General features: G+C 71.0%; 17 protein-coding genes and 1 pseudogene. 14 read left to right on the top strand and 4 right to left on the bottom strand.

Features of this window, described 5'->3' with window-relative positions; translation table 11 throughout:
• Window positions 1–33 precede the first annotated feature (33 nt).
• On the bottom strand, window positions 34–951 hold the full coding sequence (locus BLV72_RS34285) for a flavin reductase (RefSeq protein WP_093467233.1): 918 nt from the start codon (window positions 949–951) through the stop codon (window positions 34–36).
• Between the two features lie 194 nt (window positions 952–1,145).
• Here BLV72_RS34285 and BLV72_RS34280 point away from each other — a divergent pair, with 194 nt between their 5' ends.
• From BLV72_RS34280 to BLV72_RS34255, 6 genes are all read left to right on the top strand, one after another.
• Complete coding sequence (locus BLV72_RS34280) at window positions 1,146–2,324, top strand: LLM class flavin-dependent oxidoreductase (protein WP_244321144.1); 1,179 nt, start codon at window positions 1,146–1,148, stop codon at window positions 2,322–2,324.
• Window positions 2,317–2,925, top strand: coding sequence for an amino acid synthesis family protein (locus BLV72_RS34275; protein WP_093467230.1), 609 nt, complete (start codon window positions 2,317–2,319; stop codon window positions 2,923–2,925). The genes BLV72_RS34280 and BLV72_RS34275 overlap by 8 nt, the downstream gene beginning before the upstream one ends.
• Window positions 2,922–3,473, top strand: a complete 552-nt coding sequence (locus tag BLV72_RS34270) for an amino acid synthesis family protein (RefSeq protein ID WP_059144615.1) — start codon at window positions 2,922–2,924, stop codon at window positions 3,471–3,473. Before BLV72_RS34275 ends, BLV72_RS34270 begins: the two co-directional genes overlap by 4 nt.
• Window positions 3,474–3,478: 5 nt before the next feature.
• Complete coding sequence (locus BLV72_RS34265; protein WP_244321467.1) at window positions 3,479–4,408, top strand: alpha/beta fold hydrolase; 930 nt, start codon at window positions 3,479–3,481, stop codon at window positions 4,406–4,408.
• On the top strand, window positions 4,405–5,892 hold the full coding sequence (locus BLV72_RS34260) for an aldehyde dehydrogenase (RefSeq protein WP_093467227.1): 1,488 nt from the start codon (window positions 4,405–4,407) through the stop codon (window positions 5,890–5,892). Before BLV72_RS34265 ends, BLV72_RS34260 begins: the two co-directional genes overlap by 4 nt.
• A 175-nt stretch (window positions 5,893–6,067) precedes the next feature.
• Complete coding sequence (locus BLV72_RS34255) at window positions 6,068–6,748, top strand: GntR family transcriptional regulator (RefSeq protein WP_078638992.1); 681 nt, start codon at window positions 6,068–6,070, stop codon at window positions 6,746–6,748.
• A gap of 80 nt (window positions 6,749–6,828) precedes the next feature.
• On the opposite strand, the gene BLV72_RS34250 is transcribed toward BLV72_RS34255, so the two are convergent.
• Window positions 6,829–7,506, bottom strand: coding sequence for a GntR family transcriptional regulator (locus BLV72_RS34250; protein WP_093467226.1), 678 nt, complete (start codon window positions 7,504–7,506; stop codon window positions 6,829–6,831).
• Window positions 7,507–7,754: 248 nt separating this feature from the next.
• Between BLV72_RS34250 and BLV72_RS34245 the strand changes: the two genes are divergently transcribed.
• The 7 genes from BLV72_RS34245 to BLV72_RS34215 all read left to right on the top strand — a co-directional run bounded on the left by BLV72_RS34245 (window position 7,755) and on the right by BLV72_RS34215 (window position 15,326).
• The gene (locus BLV72_RS34245; RefSeq protein ID WP_093467224.1) at window positions 7,755–10,040 is read left to right on the top strand and encodes a glycoside hydrolase family 3 N-terminal domain-containing protein; all 2,286 of its coding nucleotides are present in this window, start codon (window positions 7,755–7,757) and stop codon (window positions 10,038–10,040) included.
• 194 nt (window positions 10,041–10,234) lie between these two features.
• Window positions 10,235–11,155, top strand: a complete 921-nt coding sequence (locus tag BLV72_RS34240; protein ID WP_093467223.1) for an AEC family transporter — start codon at window positions 10,235–10,237, stop codon at window positions 11,153–11,155.
• A gap of 260 nt (window positions 11,156–11,415) precedes the next feature.
• Window positions 11,416–12,234, top strand: a complete 819-nt coding sequence (locus tag BLV72_RS34235) for a SigB/SigF/SigG family RNA polymerase sigma factor (RefSeq protein ID WP_425288415.1) — start codon at window positions 11,416–11,418, stop codon at window positions 12,232–12,234.
• Window positions 12,235–12,391: 157 nt separating this feature from the next.
• Window positions 12,392–13,231, top strand: a complete 840-nt coding sequence (locus BLV72_RS34230) for an SDR family oxidoreductase (protein ID WP_093467221.1) — start codon at window positions 12,392–12,394, stop codon at window positions 13,229–13,231.
• Window positions 13,232–13,277: 46 nt separating this feature from the next.
• Entirely contained in the window at window positions 13,278–13,919 is a 642-nt protein-coding gene (locus BLV72_RS34225) for a C39 family peptidase (RefSeq protein ID WP_093467220.1), read from the top strand.
• Between the two features lie 131 nt (window positions 13,920–14,050).
• The gene (locus BLV72_RS34220) at window positions 14,051–14,878 is read left to right on the top strand and encodes an LLM class F420-dependent oxidoreductase (protein ID WP_093467218.1); all 828 of its coding nucleotides are present in this window, start codon (window positions 14,051–14,053) and stop codon (window positions 14,876–14,878) included.
• Between the two features lie 16 nt (window positions 14,879–14,894).
• Window positions 14,895–15,326 carry a TIGR03668 family PPOX class F420-dependent oxidoreductase gene (locus tag BLV72_RS34215; RefSeq protein WP_086709839.1) on the top strand — a complete coding sequence of 144 codons (432 nt, stop codon included), beginning with the start codon at window positions 14,895–14,897 and terminating at the stop codon, window positions 15,324–15,326.
• A 21-nt stretch (window positions 15,327–15,347) separates the two neighbouring features.
• On the opposite strand, the gene BLV72_RS34210 is transcribed toward BLV72_RS34215, so the two are convergent.
• Window positions 15,348–15,725, bottom strand: a complete 378-nt coding sequence (locus BLV72_RS34210) for a DUF2267 domain-containing protein (RefSeq protein WP_093467217.1) — start codon at window positions 15,723–15,725, stop codon at window positions 15,348–15,350.
• 167 nt (window positions 15,726–15,892) lie between these two features.
• Between BLV72_RS34210 and BLV72_RS34205 the strand changes: the two genes are divergently transcribed.
• The gene (locus BLV72_RS34205; protein WP_093470715.1) at window positions 15,893–16,606 is read left to right on the top strand and encodes an HdeD family acid-resistance protein; all 714 of its coding nucleotides are present in this window, start codon (window positions 15,893–15,895) and stop codon (window positions 16,604–16,606) included.
• A gap of 392 nt (window positions 16,607–16,998) precedes the next feature.
• Here the strand turns inward: BLV72_RS34205 and BLV72_RS34200 are convergent.
• Window positions 16,999–19,760, bottom strand: a pseudogene (locus tag BLV72_RS34200) (glycoside hydrolase family 2 protein).
• Window positions 19,761–20,031: the final 271 nt, after the last annotated feature.

The following is a 20,031-nucleotide window of genomic DNA, read 5'->3' as shown; positions in this document are numbered from 1 at the left end:
ACCGGTGGGCGTACGGACCCGGGCGGCGGCGTCTCACCACGGCAGCGGCGCGGTCTGCGAGATGTCGAAGAAACCGCCGCCGCCGTAGACCAGCGGGGCCGGCTCCGCATGGCGGGCGGAGACCACCCGGCCGGTGAAGACGGTGTGGCTGCCGGCCTCCAGGCGCTCGCCGATCTCCACCTCCAGCTGGGCGCAGGACCCGTCGATCAGCGGGGCGCCGAACTCACCGGCGGTCCAGGCCAGATCGGCGAACTTGTCGTCCGCCTTGGAGGCGAAGGTCTTGGCCACATCGAGCTGGCCGGCGGCGAGGATGTTGATCCCCAGATGGCTTGCCCGGTGCAGCGCGGGGTGGGTGGTGGAGGTGCGCTGCACGCAGACCAGCACCATCGGCGGATCCAGCGAGATGCTGGCGAAGGCGTTCACCGCGAGACCCCGGGGCCTGCCGTCGTCCTGGCAGGTCACGACGGTGACGCCGGTGATGAACTTACGGTGCACCCCACGGACCAGATCGGCGTCGACGGCCGCTCGCTGGGTGGTGGTGATGATCCCGAGCGCCTCCAGTAGCTGGCGGGGATCCCAGGTCACCCACTCCTCGCTGACCACACCGTGGTCGAAGCGGGTGAAGGTGGCGCCGGAGACCTCGACCGGCCTGCCGGTGGCCGGCACTCCGAGGAAGTCGTTGGTGTGGCTGCCGGTGCTGCGCCAGCGGATCGCCAGCGACTCGCCCTCCTCGACGATCTCCTCGATCTCGGTACGGAGATCGGGAAAGGCCCGGCGGATGGCGCGGACGGACTCCTTGAACTGCTCCCGGTCCTGGGGTGCCGCGGCGGGGCCGCGGCGGCGCACATAGCCGGGGCTGAGCAACTGGTCGAGCGCGTCGACCTGGCCCTGGTCCCAGACGGCCCGCCAGGTGGAGCGGATGCGGGCGGTGCGGTCAAGAGTATGCGTCATGACGTCTTCCCTCACTCAGCTCTTGTATGGCAGAGGACCGTAGAAAGGGCCATCAGTCGCTGTCAACACCTGGGGATGAATGAAGCGGAAATGGGCCGGCAAGACCCGTCCGAGCAGCAAAGACACAGGTCAATAGTTGTTGTCTCGGCCGTGGCCCTTGACGGGCCCAGAATCGGACTCCTAGCCTCCCTGCCATGGCACAGCGTGAGCCGGAAGAACAGGACGGACGCTGCATGCGCTTCTCGATATTTCACAATCTCGGTGCCCCGGGCCGTCTCGGCGAGTACGCCGACGTCATGGCGGAGGCCCGGGAGTTCGCGGTCACCGCGGACCGGGCGGGCTTCTGGTCCACCTGGTACACCGAGCACCACTTCGGGCACGAGGCGATCGAGATCACCCCGAACCCGGTGCTGATGGGCGCGGACATCGCCGCCCGTACGACAGATATCCGGATCGGCCAGGCGGCCTCGATCGCCACCTTCTGGCATCCGCTGCGGCTCGCCGAGGACATCGCGATGCTCGACCAGCTCTCCGGGGGCCGGGTCGAGGTCGGCCTCGGCCGGGGGCTGTACGGCCGCGAGGCGCTCAACCTCAACGCCCTGGCCGATCCGCGCGACCAGGAGCAGAACCGCGCGCTGTACGACGAGACGGTGGAGGTCCTGCGCAAGGCGTGGAGCGGCGAGTTCTTCTCGCACCAGGGCCGTTTCTACGATTTCCCCGCCCCCGGGGTGAAGTGGAACCACCCCCTCTCCCCCGCCACCCCGGAGTACACCGAGGCCGGGGTCATCACGAAAATGCAGGTCACGCCGTTTCCGCTGCAGCGGCCGCATCCTCCGCTGTGGCAGGTCATCGACAGCCCCCGCTCGATCAAGGCCGCCGCGGCGGACGGCGTCCAGGGACTCTTCTGGCTGCCGCCGGTCTCCGCGCTGGGGGAGCGGTTCGAGCTCTACCGGGACACCGCGAGCCAGGCGGCGGGGCGCGAGTACGCGCTGGGCGAGGGCATCGGTCTGGTGCGCGATGTGTATGTCGCGGACACCATGGAGCAGGCGCGCGCCGAATTCGAAGAGGCGCTGATGACCACCTACCGGTGGATCATGCACTGGCGGGGACTGGGCAACCTCATGGAGGCGGGCGAGGAGCTCACCGACGCCCATGAGCTGTCCTTCGACTTCCTCCAGCGGCGCAATCTGCTGGTCGGCACCCCCGAATACGTCTCGGAGAAGATCGCCGAGCTGCGCGACGAGGTGGGCCTGGAGCATCTGCTGCTGTGGACCACCCACCCCGGTCTGCCGCACCGCAACGCGATGCGCAGCCTGGAGCTGTTCGCCGAGAAGGTCATGCCGCAGTTCACCACCGGCGGCGGTCATGGCTGAGGCGCTGCTGCGCAAGGTCGTCACCGTCACCGATGAGCTGCTGCTGGAGCTCGGCCGCCCGGTCGCGGTGCCGGTACGCCGGGTCGCGGCGGCCGCGGTGATCCACAACCCCTGGGCCGGTGGCGGCCTCGTCGCCGATCTGGGGCCCGAGGTGGAGCGGATCGCACCGGGGCTGGCCCGGCTGCTCACCGGCCGGATCAGCGAGGCGCTGGGCGGGGTCGACCGGATCGAGTCCTTCGGCAAGGCCGCGATCGTGGGCCTTGACGGGGAGATCGAGCACGGCGGCGCGCTGATCCACACCCCCTTCTTCGGCAATGTGTTCCGCGAGCTGACCGAGGGCACCTCGATCATCGTCTTCAGCGACGACCGGCTTCCCGCCGGTGAGCCGCTGACCGTGCCGCTGTGGCACAAGACCGCGGCCGCGACCCGCTCGCACTACCAGACCTGCCAGATCCGCATCCCCGACGCGCCCCGCCCGGACGAGATCGTCGTCATCGCGGCCGGGGCGTCCGGCCCCCGCCCGAACGCCCGGATCGGGGACCGCGCCACCGACCCCCTCATCCGCCTCGCCGATCTGGACGATCTGGAGACCGTGACGTGAACATCCGCAAGATCATCACCTTCACCGAGGACATCCACAGCGAGGGCGGCCGCCCGGTGGACCCGCCGGCCCGTACAGCGGTGGTGCTCGCCGTCATCGAGAACCCGTGGGCCGGTCAGGGCTTTGTGGCGGATCTGCTGCCCGGGATCGACGAGGTGGCGCCGAAGCTGGGGGCGCTGCTGGCGCCCCGCGTGGTCGAGGCGCTGGACGCGCCGGTGGAGGCGTACGGCAAGGCCGCGATCGTGGGGCTCGACGGGGAGGTCGAGCACGGCTCCGCGCTGATCCACACCCTGAAGTTCGGCGATCACTTCCGCCGGGCGGCGAACGCGACCACCCTGCTGCCGGCCGTGGAGAAGCGGGCCGCCGCGGGGACGGTCTTCGACATTCCGCTCAAGCACATCACCGACGCCACCATCCGCTCGCACCACCAGAGCATCGAGGTCCGGGTGGCGGACGGACCGCGCGCCGACGAGATCGTCATCGGGCTCGCGGCGGCCGCCCAGGGCCGCCCACAGGCCCGGCTGGCCCCGCTGTCGACGGAGCGGTGAGCGGCATGGAGGCGGTGCGGACTCCCGGCGGGGCGCCGGGGGCGGGCGCTCCCTGCGGGCCGGACCCGGCGGGGGCCCGGCCGCCGGTGGCGCTCGCCCATGAGTCCCATGGCACGGGAGCGCCCATGGTGCTGCTGCACGGCGTGGGGCTCGACCGCCGCATGTGGGACCGCTGTCTGCCCGCGCTGGCCGCCCGGCACCGTGTGACGCTGGTCGATCTGCGCGGCCACGGCGCCTCCCCGGCCGCGGCGGCCGGGGTGTCCCTCGCCGAGCTGGCCGCGGACGTCGGGGCGCTGCTGAGCGGCCCCACGCATATCGTCGGCTTCTCGCTCGGGGCCCTGGTCGCCCAGCGGCTGGGGCTGGACCGGCCGGACCTCACCGCCTCGCTCACCCTGGTCAGCTCGGTCGCGGGGCGGTCGGAGGAGGAGCGGGCGGCGGTGGCCCGCCGCCAGGAGCTGGCCGCCGAGGACTTCGGGGCGTCCGCGCGGGCGGCGGTCGACCGCTGGTTCTCGCCCGCCTGGCGGGCCCAGGACCCCGGTCTGGCGCAGCGGGTGCTCGACACCCTGCTGGCCCACGACCGGGCCTCCTACCTCGCGTGTTACCGGGTCTTCGCGACGGCCGACACCGGGCTGTGGCGGTGGCTGCCCCGGATCGCCGCCCCCACCGTGGCGGTGACCGGCGAGCGGGATCCCGGCTCGACCCCGGCCATGTCGCACCGGCTGGCCGGGCGGATCCCCGGCGGCCGGGCGGTGATCGTGCCCGGCGCCCGCCATCTGCTGCCGCTGGAGCGCCCCCGGGAACTCGCCGACGTGATCCTCACCCACACCGGAGCCCACCCCGGAAGCGCTACCGGAACCGACGCCGGAGCCCGTACCGGAACCGGTACCGGAGCCGACACCGGATCCCATACCGGACAGGAGTCCCACCGCTCATGAACCCTCTGCCGCGCCATGACCACTACATCGCGGGCGAGTGGACCGCCCCCGCCGACGGCGGCTACTTCGCCAGTGTCAACCCGGCCACCGCCGAGCCCTGGTACGAGGCGGCGCGCGGCACCGCCGCCGACGTGGACCGTGCGGTGGACGCCGCCCGCACCGCCTTCGAGGATCCGCGCTGGCGCGATCTGAGCCAGACCCGGCGCGGTCGGCTGCTGCGGAATCTGGGCGATCTGATCGGTGACCACGCGGAGCGGCTGGCCCGTACCGAGACCCTCGACAACGGCAAGCTACTGCGGGAGATGCGGGCCCAACTCGCCGGGCTGCCCGAGTACTTCTACTACTACGCGGGACTCGCCGACAAGATCCAGGGCGAGGTGATCCCCGGGGCCGGCCGCGAGCTGCTCAACTACACCCTGCGCGAACCGGTGGGCGTGGTCGGTGCCATCACCCCCTGGAACTCCCCGCTGCTGCTCACCGCCACCAAGCTGGCCCCGGCCCTGGCCACGGGGAACACGGTGGTGGTCAAGCCCTCGGAACACACCTCGGCCTCGCTGCTGGCGCTCGCGCCGCTCTTCGAGGAGGCGGGGTTCCCGCCGGGGGTCGTCAATGTGGTCACCGGGTACGGCCCGGAGGCGGGCGCGCCGCTGACCGAGCACGAGGCCGTGGCCAAGGTGACCTTCACCGGTTCCAGCGGGACCGGCCGCCGGATCGCCCGTACCTGTGCCGACCGGCTGATCAGCTGCACGCTGGAGCTGGGCGGGAAGTCGCCCAACATCATCTTCCCGGACGCCGATCTGAGGTCGGCCGCCATGGGGGTGATCGCGGGCATCTTCGCGGCCGCGGGTCAGACCTGTGTGGCGGGGAGCCGGGTGCTGGTGCACCGGGAGGCGTACGACGAGGTCCTGGAGCGGGTGACGTCGCGGGCGGCCACGATCCGCGTCGGCGATCCGCTGGAGGAGACCACCGAGCTCGGCCCGCTGGCCCTCGCCGAGCAGCTGGAGAAGGTCGAGTCGTATGTCGAGCTGGGGCAGGCCGAGGGCGGAAAGGTGGTCTGCGGCGGCAGGCGGCCGGACACGGGTCTCGACGGGTACTTCTACTCCCCCACCGTCTTCACCGGCACCGACAACGGGATGCGGATCTGCCAGGAGGAGATCTTCGGACCGGTCGCGACCGTCATGCCCTTCGGCTCCGAGGAGGAGGCCCTGGCGATCGCCAACGACTCCGCGTACGGCCTGGCGGCGGGTGTGTGGACCCGGGATGTGAACCGGGTGCACCGGATGGCCGCCCGGCTGGAGGCCGGGACGGTGTGGGCCAACACCTATCGCTCGATGTCGCCGATGTCGCCCCGGGCCGGGTTCAAGACCAGTGGGATGGGGACCGAGCACGGCACGGAGGTGATCCGCGAGTACACCCGGCTGAAGAGCGTCTGGATCAACACCAGTGAGGAGCCCGCCGGGGATCCCTTCATCCTGAGGTCCTGAGCGGGTCGTGGGCCGGTCTCGGCCGGTCCTGGGCCGGTCCTGGGCCGGTCCTGGGCCGGTCTCAGGCCGAAGAGAGGGTTCTTGTATGGCACAACACCCGAGCACATATCCGGTTGGTTTCTCCGCTGATCCCTCGGTTGACGGGGAGCGGCGGCCGCCTCTAGGGTCATGTGCCATGCAACAACCCACCGGAAAGCGGCTTCAGCAGACCAGCATGCAGGCGAGGGTCGCCGAAGAGCTGCGGCAGATGATCATCAGTGGTGAACTGCCGCCCCGCTCCAGCCTCTCCGAGATGGCGCTGTCCGAGACCTTCGGCGTCAGCCGGACGCCCATCCGCGAGGCCCTCAAGCAGCTCCAGATCGAGGGGCTGGTCGAGGTGCGGCCACGGGTCGGAACGTTTGTCGCCGTACCGTCCCGGCGCGAGCTGACCGAGCTGTTCCAGATGAAGGAGCTGCTGGAGGGCGCCGCCGCCCGGCTGCTCGCCTTCCGCGGGAACGTACCGGAAGTGGAGCGGCTGGAGGCCAATATGAAGGCGGCCGACGCGGCCGTCCGGGACGGCGACGCCGAGCAATACGCGGCGCTGGTCCACGAGTTCCACGATCTGATCGTGGTGGGCGCGGACAACAGCAAGCTGGAGGCGCACTACCGCACCCTGATGAACCAGCTTGCCTACGCCCGGCTGGTGCGCACCTCGCTGTCCCGGCCCGGCCGGCTGGACGAGTCCGACGATGAGCACCATCGCGTCCTCAACCTGATCCAGGCCAAGGACGGCGACGGCGCGGAGCGGGTGATGCGGGAGCATGTGCGGATGAGCCACCAGGCCCTGATGGCGGGCATGGACGAACGCCGGGCCTGACGCGGGCCGCGGCGCCCTTGGCCGCCGCGGTGGCGTTGCCCCTCCGATATCCCTCCGTTGCCCCTTTGGGGAGGGGCGGTTCACCCCTGGTCGGCCGTCGCGCGTGCGGAGCGCAGCGCGGCGCGGAGCCGGTTCCCGGCGCCGAGGAGGTGTTCGCGCAGGGCGGTGGCGGCGTGCCCGGCATCGCCGGCGCGCACGGTCGCCAGCAGGTCGGCATGGGCCTCGGCGGAGGGGCGCAGATCGACGTCCTGGGCGTTGGTGACGTCGAGGATGACACCGAAGGTGGGGCGGTACTGCTCCCAGACCGCCAGCAGCCTGCGATGCCCGGAGAGCACATAGAACTGGGAGTGGAACTCCAGGTCGGCGAGGGCGAAGTCACCGGCCGCGGCGCGGTCCGCGGCGTCGCGCATGTCCCGTACGAAGCGCTCGGCGGGCTCCCAGTCGCCGGGCCCCGCCCGGCCGATGGCGAGCGTGAGGGCGAGCGTCTCCAGGGACTCCCGGAGGGTGTAGAGCTCGTCGACGTCGTCCTCGGTGAGCCCGGTGACAAAGACCCCGCGACGGCGCGCCTCGACCAGCCCCTCGGCCTCCAACCGGCGCAGCGCGTCCCGCACCGGGCCGCGGCTGACGTCGTACTGCTCGGCGAGGACGCCTTCGACAAGATGGGTGCCGGGGCGCAGCCGTCCTGACACGATGAGCACACGCAGCTCATGCGCGACCAGATCGCCGAGGGACTGCTGCTGCAGCGAGGTGATGGGCACCGACGGGCTCCTTCTGGCGGATGGACCGGGCGCTGGTCGACGGTTAACCGTCGACCCTCAGTATCGCCCTCCGGCGCCCCGCCCGGAACAGCGGACGTACCGGGAGCCCGGACGCCGATCCTGTCGTACGTTGGCAGAAGACCCACGGCAAAGGTGGCGGCCCGCATCCCGCACAGGGTCGTGACCAGCATGGTCTTGAGGAACTCGGACTCGGGGACAACAGATCGCCGAAGGCCAGGACGAAGACCATGAATGATGTGCGCAGACGTACGGTGCTCGCCGCGGCCGGAGGGACGGCCATCGCGGGCAAGGCCGCGACCGCCCGTGCCCAGTCCCCGCCCGCCCCCTCCTCCGACGCGCCCCGGCCGGGTACGGAGTCCGGCCCGTACGAGACCAGGATCCGGGCCCTGATGGCGCGGATGACCATCGACGAGAAGCTCGGCCAGCTGCAGCAGTTCGCCTGGACCGGCGACACCGGACCCGGCGGCGGGCAGACCGCCGCCGCGGAGAAGGCGGCCCGCAGGGGCAGGCTCGGCTCCGTGCTCAACATCTACGGGGCCCGCACCACCAACACCCTGCAGCGGATGGCCGTCGAGAAGTCCCGGCTGGGCATTCCGCTGATCTTCGGCCTCGATGTCATCCATGGCATGTGGACCACCTTCCCCATCCCCCTCGGCCAGGCCGCCGCCTTCGACCCCGCGGTGGCCGAGTGGGACGCGGAGGTGTCGGCGAGGGAGGCCCGCTCCAACGGTGTGCACTGGGCGTTCTCCCCGATGATGGACGTCACCCATGAACCGCGCTGGGGGCGGATCGCCGAGGGCGACGGCGAGGATCCCTACCTGGCGGCGGCGCTCGCGGCCGCCAAGACCCGCGGCTACCAGGGCGACGACCTCCGCTCCCGGCGCCGCCTCGCGGCCTGCGCCAAGCACATGATCGCCTACGGGGGCGTCGAGGGCGGCCGCGACTACAACACGGTGGACGTCTCCGAGGCCCGGCTGCGCAACTTCTACCTGCCCCCGTTCAGGGCGGCCCTGGACGCCGGGGTGGCCACCGTGATGGCGAGCTTCAACACCGTCAGCGGGGTCCCCGCGCATGGCTACCGGCATGCGCTGACCGACATCCTCAAGGAGGAGTGGGGCTTCCGCGGCTTTGTCGTCAGCGACTACAACGGCGTCCAGGAAATGATCGTCCACGGCTATGCCACCGACCGCTCCGACGCGGCCCGGCTGGCCTTCAACGCCGGGATCGACATGGAGATGGCCAGCACCACCATCAACGAGTACGGCAAGCGGCTGCTGCGCAGCGGGCAGATCACCATGGAGCGGCTGGACGACGCGGTGGCCCGCATCCTGCGCCTGAAGTTCCGGCTCGGGCTCTTCGAGCACCCCTACGCGGACGAGGACACGGCGATCGCCGGACCCACGAAGGCATCCCGGGCGGCGGCACGCGAGGCGGCCGGGCGCACCATGGTGCTGCTCAAGAACGAGAAGTCCACGCTCCCCCTGGACCGATCGGGCTCCATCGCCGTCGTCGGGCCCTTCGCCGACTCCACCGACCTGCGCGGCTCCTGGGCCGGGACATGGGCCGACGCGTTCCGCCCGGTCACCGTCCTGGACGCGGTCAAGGACGCGGCGCCGAAGGCCAGTGTCAGCCATGTCGAGGGCGTGGACGCGTCCGGCCGGAGCACCCGCGGCATCGCCCGGGCGGCCTCGGCGGCCAGGGCGACCGATGTGACCGTGGTGGTGGTCGGGGAGGCGGCGACGCTCAGCGGGGAGGCGTCCGTACGCAGCGACCTCGGTCTGCCCGGGCGGCAGGAGCGGCTGATCACCGCGATCGCGGACACCGGCGCGCCGTTCGTGGTGGTGCTGCTCAGCGGGCGTCCGCTGACGATGGGCGGCTGGCTGGACCGCACCCCCGCCGTGCTGCAGGCATGGCAACCGGGGCTCGAGGGCGGCAACGCCATCGCGGACGTGCTCTTCGGCACCGTGAACCCCGGTGGCAAGCTCCCGGTGACCTTCCCGCGCACGGTCGGGCAGATTCCCATCTACTACAACCACGAGAACACCGGACGCCCCTACGACCGGGCCAACCACTACACCTCCAAGTATCTGGACCTGGCCTACGGACCCCAGTTCCCCTTCGGCCACGGCCTCAGCTACACCACCTTCGACATCGGCGAACCCCGGCTCAGCGTCAGCCGCGTCCGGGCCGAGGCGCTGCGCAAGGGCGACACCGTCGAGGTCGCGGTCGCGGTGCGCAACACCGGGCGCCGCAAGGGCGATGAGGTGGTGCAGCTGTACATCCGCGATCCGGTGGCGAGCATCGTGCAACCGGTGCGCAGGCTCAGCGGTTTCCGCCGGGTGAGCCTCGGCGCCGGGAAGGCCACCACCGTGCGCTTCCGGCTGAGCGCCGAGGAGCTGGGCTTCTGGACCCAGGACCCGCACGGCGGGTTCCTGCTCCAGAAGGGCGAGATCCGGGTCTTCGCGGGCAACAGCTCGCTGGCGAAGGGGGGACGCACCCTCACCATCACCTGACCCCTGACCGACGGTCTGTAACCGACTTCACCAGCGCCGCGGCCGAATTACTTGTAGGGTGCATGCTGACCGCTACGCACCCGGAAGACGCCCTTGATGACCGCCGCGCCCTGGCCCTCGACCACCACGACGAGCGGACGAGACCCCGCGGCACACCGCGCAGGCCGCTGCGGCCACGGTGGGGTGGAGGCCCAGTGGGCGGTGTGATCACCGGCTTCGGCGTCATCGCGTCCCTCATCGTCGCCGGCTATGTCATCGGGCGCCGCCGCTCCCTGGGCGACCATGGCCGGGAGGTGCTCACCAAGCTCTCGTTCGATGTGGCCTCCCCCGCGCTGCTGTTCACCACGCTCTCCAAGGCCGACCTCTCCGCCATCATCTCCACCCCGCTGCTGGTGACCGCCCTGAGCACCTTCGTGGTGGCGGGCACATTCGTCGCCGTCGGCGCCGTACGGCGGTGGAGCGTGGGCCGGACGACGATCGGCGCGCTGTGCGCGAGCTATGTGAACGCGGGCAACCTCGGCATCCCCATCGCGATGTACGTCCTGGGCGACGCGAGCCTGATCGCGCCGGTGCTGCTCTTCCAGCAACTCGTCATGACCCCGATCGCCCTGACGGTCATCGACCTCAGCCGCCCCGGCCGGCGGCCCTCGCTGATCCGCAGGCTGACCACGCCGTTCCGCAATCCCATCGTGATCGGCTCACTGTCCGGCGTCCTCGTGTCCGCCACGGGCTGGCGGATCCCCGGGCCCGTCACCGAACCGCTCTCGCTGCTGGGCGGCATGGCCGTGCCCGCCGTCCTGCTGGCGTTCGGGATCTCGCTGCCGGGCAGTCAACTCCCCGGGCGCGGCGAGGAACGCGGGCCGGTGCTGCTGTCGGTGGCGCTGAAGTCCTTCGCCCAGCCGGTAGTGGCCTGGGCCATCGCGGCGGGCGTGTTCGGGCTGGGCGGCCCGGCGCTCTTCGCCGCCGTCGTCACCTCCGCGCTACCGGCAGCTCAGAACCTGTTCACCTACGCCTCACGGTATGAGACCGCCACCATCCTGGCCCGTGAGTCGATCCTGCTGTCCACGCTGCTCGCGGCGCCGGTGCTGATGACGGTCGCCGCGCTGCTGGGCTGAGCCCGGGCCCCACGGCCACCGCTCGGGGCAGTGTTCGCCGCGGTGTGCCGCCGCGCGGACCCGTCGGGGAAGAACTTTGTTTGCCCCCCAGGGCCCAGGGCAGGCGGATATTCGTGCTTCGGACCGTAGGCACGCACCGCGGGAGCAGTCTGTATTGCTCCACACCGCGGCGGCGCGCCGGTCAGCACGTCCCCGCGAACCTCCCGCGATGCACCCCCGGTCCCAGGTGACCCGTCAGCCCATCGCAGGAGGTGTGTTCCGTGACGACCGCGACGCAGGACATGGCACGGCCCCAGACCGGCCCCACGAAGCACCCGCATGACGACGCGCCCGACACCAGCGCCGAGTTCGCGGAAATGGCCCGTCTTCCCGACGGGCCAAAGAAGGAGGCGTTGCGCCGTCGGGTGGTGGAGGCGTGGATGCCGATGGCCGAGCGGCTGGCCCGGCAATACCGCAACCGCGGCGAATCCCTGGAGGACCTGCAGCAGGTGGCCGCGCTCGGTCTGGTGAAGGCCGTCAAGCGCTACGACCCGGAACACGGCACCGCCTTCGCCGGGTTCGCGGTGCCCACCATCGTCGGCGAGATCAAGCGCCACTTCAGGGACCATCTGTGGGTGCTGCACGTCCCGCGCCGGGTCCAGGACCTGCGCAATCGGGTGCGGGCCGCCCACCGGGAGCTGTCCCATTCGGCGGACGACCGGCCGCCGCGTACCCAGGACATCGCCGAGCGCACCGGACTGACCGAGAAGGAGGTGCGGGCCGGTATGGAGGCCATGGGCAGCTTCACCCCGCTCTCCCTGGACGCCCAGCTCACCGGCTCCGACGACGGCTACTCCCTGGCCGACACGCTCGGCACCCAGGAGACCGCGTACGACCGGGTGGTGGACCGCGAGGCCGTACGCCCCGGTCTGAGCCGGCTCCCCGACCGGGAGCGGCAGATCCTCTACATGCGCTTCTTCTGCGATATGACACAGAGCCGGATCGCCGAGCAGCTGGGCATATCGCAGATGCACGTCTCGCGGCTCATCAACCGCACCTGCTCGACACTGCGCGACCAGGCGCTGGCCGAGGCCCGCTGAGCGGGGCCGACCGGCCCGGGGCGCGCGTTGCGCCGCTGGAACGATGTGCATCGCCTTAGTGGGTGACCGTGGCGCCGTGGGGAGCGGCGGCTCCCCCGCGGACTGCGAGGGTCGGTGCGGCGAGTGACGGACGCCCAAGCGAAGGAGACGAAAGCCAGTGAACACCAATCCCGAGCGTCCTCCTCCGGTGCATGTCCCGGAACTCCTCAAGGGGCAGAAGGCGCTGGTGACCGGGGCGAACTCGGGGATCGGAAAGGCAACCGCGATCGCCCTGGGACAGGCCGGCGCGGATGTGGTGGTCAACTACGCCAGTGACCGGCCGGCCGCCGAGGCCGTCGTCACCGAGATCCAGAGCCACGGTGTGCACTCCTACGCCCATCAGGCGGATGTGTCCCAGGAGGACCAGGTCATCGACCTGGTGTCCACGATGGTCGAGCGCCTGGGCACGATCGACATCCTCGTCGCCAACGCGGGGCTCCAGCGGGACGCCCCCACGGTGGAGATGACACTGGAGCAGTGGGAGAAGGTCATCTCCGTCAACCTCACCGGCCAGTTCCTGTGCGCCAGGGAGGCGATCAAGGAGTTCCTGCGGCGTGGCGTGGTCCCGGAGGTGTCGCGGGCGGCCGGGAAAATCATCTGTATGAGCTCGGTCCACCAGATCATCCCGTGGGCGGGCCATGTGAACTACGCGTCGTCCAAGGGCGGCGTGGCGATGCTGACCCAGACCCTGGCCCAGGAGTTCGCGCCCCAGAAGATCAGGGTGAACGCGATCGCGCCGGGCGCCATCAAGACCCCGATCAACCGCAGTGCCTGGCAGACCCCCGAGGCGCGGACCGCCCTCCTGGAGCTCATCCCGTACCGCCGGATCGGCGACCCCCTGGACATCGCCAACGCCGCCGTGGTCCTGGCCTCCGACCTGTGTGACTACGTGGTGGGCACCACCATCTACGTCGACGGCGGGATGACCCTCTTCCCGGGTTTCGCCACCGGCGGCTGACCGGGGGCCACGGCGCGGCGGGCGGATGTCGGGAAGACTGGGGCACATGTCCGAGGCCCCTGTTTTCCTCACCCACCCCGTCCCCTACTACGCCCAGTGGGAGTCGGCCGCCCTGGTGCCCGACATCATCGCGGGCACCCGGTCGGCGGCCGACGACCCGCTGTGGCAGAAGTCCGGGGCGGCGAGCCGGGAGGAGTACGCGTTCTGGTCGTGGCGGCTGTGCGGGATGGCGTGTCTGCGGATGGCCCTGGAGCACTGGTGTGGCACCGCGCCGCCCGCGGTGACGCTCGCCGAGGAGTGTGTCGAGGCGGGGGCCTATGTGCGCCATCCGGACCGGGTGGACGGGCTCATCTACGCTCCGTTCGCCACCTACGCGCGGCGGCGCTGGGGGCTGTTCGCCGAGTCCCGGCCGCGACTGCCGGCCGACGAGCTGCCGGAACATCTCGCGGCCGGGCGGCTCGCGATGCTGTCCGTCCACCCCTCGCTGCGCACCCTGGATCCGCGGCCGTCGCACCGGGGCGGCCATCTGGTGCTGGCCGTCGGCGCCACCCCGGACCATCTCCTCGTACACAACCCGTCGGGCTTCCCGGACGGCTCGCAGCGCTTCGCCGAGGTCCCCTGGGCCGACCTCGGGCGGTTCTACGCGGAGCGGGGTGTGCTGCTCGGCCCGGGTGAGCGCCGGTCGTAAGGCCTCGCGCCGTCCCCGAGATCCTCGTGGCGGGCACGCCGTGTCACTCGCGCGCACGGTTGCGGTTTCCGCCGGGCCGGGTACCCATGTGGTTCCCGTAGATCATCGACGCACCTTCCCAGGGAGCCGCAGTGAAAATCGGCGTATCCACGTTCGTCACCGACCAGGGCATCCGGCCCGCCCCGCTGGGGCGGGCCCTGGAGGAGCGCGGTTTCGAATCGCTCTTCATCGCGGAGCACAGCCATATCCCGGTCGAGCGCCGCACCCCCTATCCGGGTGGCGGAGACCTGCCGGAGGTGTACTACCGCACCCTCGACCCCTTCGTGACACTGGCCGCGATCGCCGCGGTCACCGAGCGCTTGCTGCTGGGGACCGGGATCCTCCTGGTGGTGCAACGGGATCCGATCACCACCGCCAACGAAGTGGCCTCCCTCGACCTGATCTCCAATGGAAGAGCCGTCTTCGGGGTCGGCGCCGGCTGGAACCGTGAGGAGATGGAGAACCACGGGACGGATCCCTCCACCCGGGGCCGGCTGGTGAACGAGCGGCTGCGCGCCATCCGTGAGCTGTGGACGAAGGAGAAGGCCGAATTCCACGGGGAGTTCGTGAACTTCGACCCCGTCTTCCAGTGGCCCAAGCCCGTCCAGCGGCCACATCCGCCGATCTATGTCGGTGGTGCCGGCGATGCCGCGTTCCGGCGGATCGCCGAGCTCGGCGACGCCTGGCTGGCCAACAGCGGATCCCCCGAGGAGCTGGGACCGCAGATCAAGCGGATGCGCGAGGTGGCCGGCCGTGAGGTGCCGGTGACGATGTACGCGATGCCGGAGGACGCCAAGGCGATCGAGGGGTATCAGCGCGTCGGTGTGGAGCGGGTGCTGTTCTATCTGCCGACGATGCCGGAGGCGGAGACGCTCGCACGGCTGGACGCGATGTCCCAGATCGCCGCCCGGTTCCGGTGAGCCGCCGGGGGCCGCGATGCCGGAGCTGACGAGCGCGCAGGCGCGCGAGCGCTTCGCGCGGGCCAGGCTGGCCCGGCTGGCGACCGTCGGCGCCGAGGACCGCCCGCATCTGGTGCCGGTGGTCTTCGCGCTGACCGGCGACACGGTGGTGACGGCCGTCGACCACAAGCCGAAGCGGACGACGAGGCTCAAGCGTCTGGACAACATCCGCGCCCACCCCGCCGTATGTCTCCTGGTGGACGACTACGACGAGAACTGGGACCACCTGTGGTGGGCGCGGGGCGACGGCACGGCCCGCGTCCTGCCGCCCGCCGACGAGTCGGCGCTGTCCTCGGATTATGTCCGGCTGCTCGTGGACACCTACCCGGTCCAGTACCGGGACCGGCCGCCGCGCGGGCCGGTCGTGGAGATCACCGTCGGGCGGTGGAGCGGCTGGCGGGCCGGATGAGCGGCGTCGCCCGTGGGCGGGTCAGCGCGCGGACTCCGCCATCTTCGCGAACTCGCTGCCCAGCTGGGACATGGCGTGGTCGTACTCCTCGGCGGAGACCGCCTCGCGGAGCGTGGCGAGGACCGCCCGGACCCCTCGGTCGGCCTCCGGCTCGGACAGTCCGGTGCGCTCATGCACCCTGCGGACCGACTCGTCGGGGTCGAAGATCTCCATGTCCCCCTCCCCACGCTGAAGGGACTCCCGGAGGTGTTCGGGCAGCTCCTGGGCGAGATCGCGGGCCTCGCCCGCACTGAGGCGGGCCGCCACGGTCTCGAGCGTGGCACGGGTGACATCGGCCGCTTCCTGCCGTGAGAGCTGGGTGCGGTCCGCCACTGTCCGGAAGAACTCCCTGTCGTCCATGCGGGCCTCCCTATGACGCGCCCAGGACACGGCCTCATCCACCACCTTGCCATGCGTGACCGCCGCCCGCGAGGCACTCCCCCATGTCATCAGGCGCGGGGCCGGGCGCGGGGGGACGATGGATGTGGGGGGCGACGGCCATCCTGTTCCCCCAGGAGGTGGACGACATGACTTACTCCTCCGACAGTCCGCACGGCGCCGAGCAGCCGAGAGGGGAGCCCTCCGGCCGGCCCGGAGAGCGGCCCTTCGGCGAGGGCACCCCGTACGCCACGTTGCAGAACATGCTGTCCGACACCGCCTGGCAGGTCCTGGTGGCCGCGGGGGTGGTGGCGATCGCGCTGGGCATCATGGTGCTGGCGTGGCCGGGGGCCAGCCTGGTGGTGGTCGGTGCCCTGTTCGGCGCGTATCTGCTGATCAGCGGGATCTTCCAGCTCGTCGGGGCCTTCGGTGCGCATATACCGAGGCATCTGCGGGTGCTGAGTTTCGTCACCGGGGCGCTGAGTGTGCTGCTGGGACTGCTCTGCTTCCGGGGTCCGGCCCAGTCGATTCTGCTGCTCGCGCTGTGGATCGGCTTCGCCTGGCTGCTCCGGGGCGTGATGCAGACCGCCACGGCGATCTCCGGTGAGGGCATGCCCGCCCGGGGCTGGCATCTGTTCCTCGGTGTGCTCACCATCCTGGGCGGGATCATCCTGATCGTGGCGCCCTTCGGCTCGATCACGGCGCTGACCGTGGTGGCCGGCATCTGGCTGCTCGCCCTGGGCATCATCGAGATCATGCACGGCATCCAGTTGCGCACCCATCTCGGCGGCGGTGCTCCGCGCGCGGAACACCGGGGGCTGCACTTCCCCCGCTTCCGCTCACAGCCGCATCCGCAGGCATAGCCGGGCCGTCGCGACGGCCGCTCACGGCCGCCGCGACGGTGCGGGACGGTCAGGGGCTCCGGCTCGGGACGGGGTGGCGGGGCGGGTCAGCGGGTCTGCACCCACCACGCCATCAGGCCGATGGCCGCGGTGCCGCAGGCGTATGACGCGCCGCGGACGAAGTTGGCGGCCGCGAGTCGGCCGTATCGACGCCATCTGCTGGTGGAACGGCTGGGTACCGGTGGGCGAACCTCCATGGTGTGCATATGGAGCCCCTTTCGTGAACGTACGGACAGTGACTGTCCGACACGGGGGAACGACGCGCTGGAGAAAGCATACAAAAGTGTGAACTTGCTCCTTGCGTCGGACTCGCCGAAAAAATTCCTTTCGACACGATTTCAGGACGGGGTCGATCAGCGGGATTTGGCGGCCGCGGGGATGGTACGGGTGGCGGTGTTCCAGCCCGAGATCCGGACCGAGGGGGCCGAACCGCCCAGGTCCGCGGTGCGATAGGTGGCGGTGAGCGTCACCGACTCCCCCGGCCACAGGCTCACCTCGTTGTCCGACCAGCGCACGGGCAGGACGGGCGCGTCCGAGCCGTTCACCAGATGGGCGTCCACAAGCAGCGCCGGTGTGCCACGGCTCGCGGTGTTGCGCAGGGTGACGGTCGTGGTGGCGGTGGAGTCCGGCCCGCGGGTCGTGGTGGCAGTGGCGGACACGGGCGCCTCGGCCATGTCGTCGAGCCCGGTCAGATCCGCGTAGGAGGTGGTGGGGGTGTAGTACCAGTCGGTGTTGTCCCAGTCGAGCACGTCCTGCTCCGTGGAGAGCCAGTACACATTGCGGCCGATCTCCTTGCCCGCGGCATCGGTGAGCTGGAGCTTGGCCAGATAGGTGCCGGACACTCCGCTCACCTTCGCCGGGACGGTGAGCGCGGTGGCCTTGCCGCCGTCGCCCGGCACCCGAAGACCGGTGGCGCTCTTGTCGAACTTCCGGGTGCCGTCGGGGGCGTAGAGGCTGACCCGGGCGGTGAGACCGGTGGCGGCGGTGTGCCGGCTGTTGACCACGACCACCGAGCGGGAGTCGTACGAATACTGGATGTGCAGCGGCTCATTGGCCTTCTTGGCGCCGTAGTAGGCCCCGCCCTGGTCCAGATAGCGGTCGAAGAGCTGCCAGTGGAGCGAGGTCCAGCCGCTGTTCAGCATCCAGTGGACGACACCGGTGGCGGGCCGGGAGGCGTCGGAGAAGTTGCGCGCGTACGCCTCGAACTGGGCGCGCACCGCCTCGTACCGCGCGAGCCGCGCCTTGCGCACATAGTCCGTCAGCCCGGTCGGCGGTCCGTAGCGGCCGATCAGCGCGTTGTCGAACAGCTTGAGGTCACCGAAGGTGTCCGACGGGGACCGGTGGTACTGCTTGGCCGACGGGTCCCGCCACAGGGTCTCCAGTTCGCTGGGGGACATCATGCGCCGGAGCGTGTCCAGGGTGGGGATATCGGGTCCGGCGCTGGTCTCGGAGTTGAAGCCGGTGGCCCCGCCCTCCCGCTTGGCGTACCAGTAGTCCGGCGGGACCCAGTCGTAGGGGCCCGTCATCTTCATGCCGGACTTGCCGAGCTTCGGGGAGGACTTGGCGGAGGCGGCGGGGATCACCGGGTTCGGCCAGTCCGCCGCGTCGAGCGCCTCGAGGTAGTTCTTCTCGATGGTGGCGTCGGGGGCGAAGTCACTGCCGATGAGGAAGGAGATGACGCTGGGGTGGTCGCGCAGCCGTGCGGCCTCGGCGGCCATCGAGTCCTTGGCGACCGGGTAGTCGGCGGCGGTCCACTCATCCCCCGTCTCATCGCCGTTGACCTGGCCCTCCCACTTGTCGCAGCACTCCCAGCCGGGGAGGGTCAGGATGCCGTAGCGGTCGGTGAGGTCGAAGAACTCGTCCGGCTCGATATGGCCTTCCAGGCGGACGGTGTTCAGCCCCAGGTCGAGGGTGTACTTCAGCCGGTCCTCCACCGAGCGGGCGTCCCAGCGCAGAAACACATCGGGGGACCAGCCGCCCGCCTTGATCAGCAGCGGGCGTCCGTTGATGCGGTACTGGCGGGCGCCGTCGGCGTTCAGCGGCGCCTTGACGTCGCGGATGCCGAAGCTGTGGTGAGCGGTGTCGGAGGGGATGCCCGAGACGGTGGCGGTCAGGTCGAGGTCGTACAGCGGCTGATCGCCCATCCCGGCGGGCCACCACACCTTGGGCCGGTCCAGTCGCAGCCCCGGAACGTCGTCGGGGTGAAGGTGACGGTCTTGGTCTGGTGCGGGGCGAGCGACACCGTGCGGCTGATGGCCGCGGGGCCGGCCGTCCCGGAGACCGTGGCGGTGACGGTGGCGCCGGAGTCGTTGCGGACCTGGGCCTTGACGGTGAGTTCGGCGGAGGCGAGCGAGTCGGTGTCCAGCCGGGTCGTCACATGCGCGTCGCGCAGGGCCACCGGGCCACCGCGGCGGACCAGCACATCGCGGACGATGCCCATGTTCTCGTCGGGCGGGGGCTGCAGCCAGTCGATCCAGCCCATCGTGAGGTTCTTGCGCGGATCGTTGGGCTGGACGCGGAACGCCACGGTGTTGGTGCCCGCCTTGACCAGGTCGGTGACGTCCAGCTCATGGCGGGTGTACGCGCCGGCGATCCGGTCCTTGGTGGCGACCTGGGTCCCGTTGACATACACATCGGCGGCGGACACCACACCGCTGACGTCCAGATAGGTGCGGCGGGAGGGGTCGGCCACGGTGAAGTCGCTTCGGTACCACCACGGGACGGCGAAGTCGGCGGCCGGGATCTTCTTGAGGTTGGTCGAGTAGAACGGATCCGGGTACGTGCCGGCCTCGAGCAGCCCGGAGAGCACCGTCGACCGGGGCCCCACCGGGTGCCAGCCGGACGTGGGGTAGCCGGGGGTGGAGATGGCCGCGGGGGTGTCCGACACCTTGGCCGAGGACTGCGTCGCGAAGCCCGCGAGCGGAGTCGCGGTGCCCGGGGCCCCGCCCACCCGGGTCACCGGGGCCGGGGCGCCAGCCGTACCGGGGCGCGGGGGCGCGGCGCCCGTGGTCAGGGAGACGGTGAGGAGGAGGCCGCCGACGGCGAACGAGGCGGTCAGGGCGCGTCGGACGCGGGCTCGCGCCCGCCGCCGGGATGGTGCCGGACGGAGGACCACGGATGTCTCCCTGAGGGCAGGCAGAGCATTGGTTAAGTAGGTTTCCTAACAACCTAGGGACGGTAGAGAGCTGAGGGAGGCATGTCAACCAGGCCCGCCGAGACATCGCCCTTCCGGCGGAGAGCGCGGTGGGGTGCGGACCCACGATGGCGCGCGGGCGCGCGCCGCCCCGGCCGAGGTGCGGCCGCCGCTATCGGCGGTCGGCAGGCACGGCCGGACCGGCCAGGCGCCGGCACAGCGCGGAGCGGCCGACGCGGAGCAGCCGAGCACG

It is taken from the genome of Streptomyces melanosporofaciens, from assembly GCF_900105695.1.
GTDB lineage: Bacteria > Actinomycetota > Actinomycetes > Streptomycetales > Streptomycetaceae > Streptomyces > Streptomyces antimycoticus.
This window is presented reverse-complemented; position numbering and strand designations above follow the sequence as displayed.

Bases quoted from the DNA above. Each gene is read 5' to 3' on its own strand.
- BLV72_RS34255 (WP_078638992.1), top strand. From the start codon at position 6,068: ATGCAACAACCCACCGGAAAGCGGCTTCAGCAGACCAGCATGCAGGCG.
- BLV72_RS34275 (WP_093467230.1), top strand. From the start codon at position 2,317: ATGGCTGAGGCGCTGCTGCGCAAGGTCGTCACCGTCACCGATGAGCTG.
- BLV72_RS34285 (WP_093467233.1), bottom strand. From the start codon at position 951: ATGACGCATACTCTTGACCGCACCGCCCGCATCCGCTCCACCTGGCGG.
- BLV72_RS34225 (WP_093467220.1), top strand. From the start codon at position 13,278: ATGTCCGAGGCCCCTGTTTTCCTCACCCACCCCGTCCCCTACTACGCC.
- BLV72_RS34260 (WP_093467227.1), top strand. From the start codon at position 4,405: ATGAACCCTCTGCCGCGCCATGACCACTACATCGCGGGCGAGTGGACC.
- BLV72_RS34280 (WP_244321144.1), top strand. From the start codon at position 1,146: ATGGCACAGCGTGAGCCGGAAGAACAGGACGGACGCTGCATGCGCTTC.
- BLV72_RS34205 (WP_093470715.1), top strand. From the start codon at position 15,893: ATGACTTACTCCTCCGACAGTCCGCACGGCGCCGAGCAGCCGAGAGGG.
- BLV72_RS34265 (WP_244321467.1), top strand. From the start codon at position 3,479: ATGGAGGCGGTGCGGACTCCCGGCGGGGCGCCGGGGGCGGGCGCTCCC.
- BLV72_RS34245 (WP_093467224.1), top strand. From the start codon at position 7,755: ATGAATGATGTGCGCAGACGTACGGTGCTCGCCGCGGCCGGAGGGACG.
- BLV72_RS34215 (WP_086709839.1), top strand. From the start codon at position 14,895: ATGCCGGAGCTGACGAGCGCGCAGGCGCGCGAGCGCTTCGCGCGGGCC.
- BLV72_RS34210 (WP_093467217.1), bottom strand. From the start codon at position 15,725: ATGGACGACAGGGAGTTCTTCCGGACAGTGGCGGACCGCACCCAGCTC.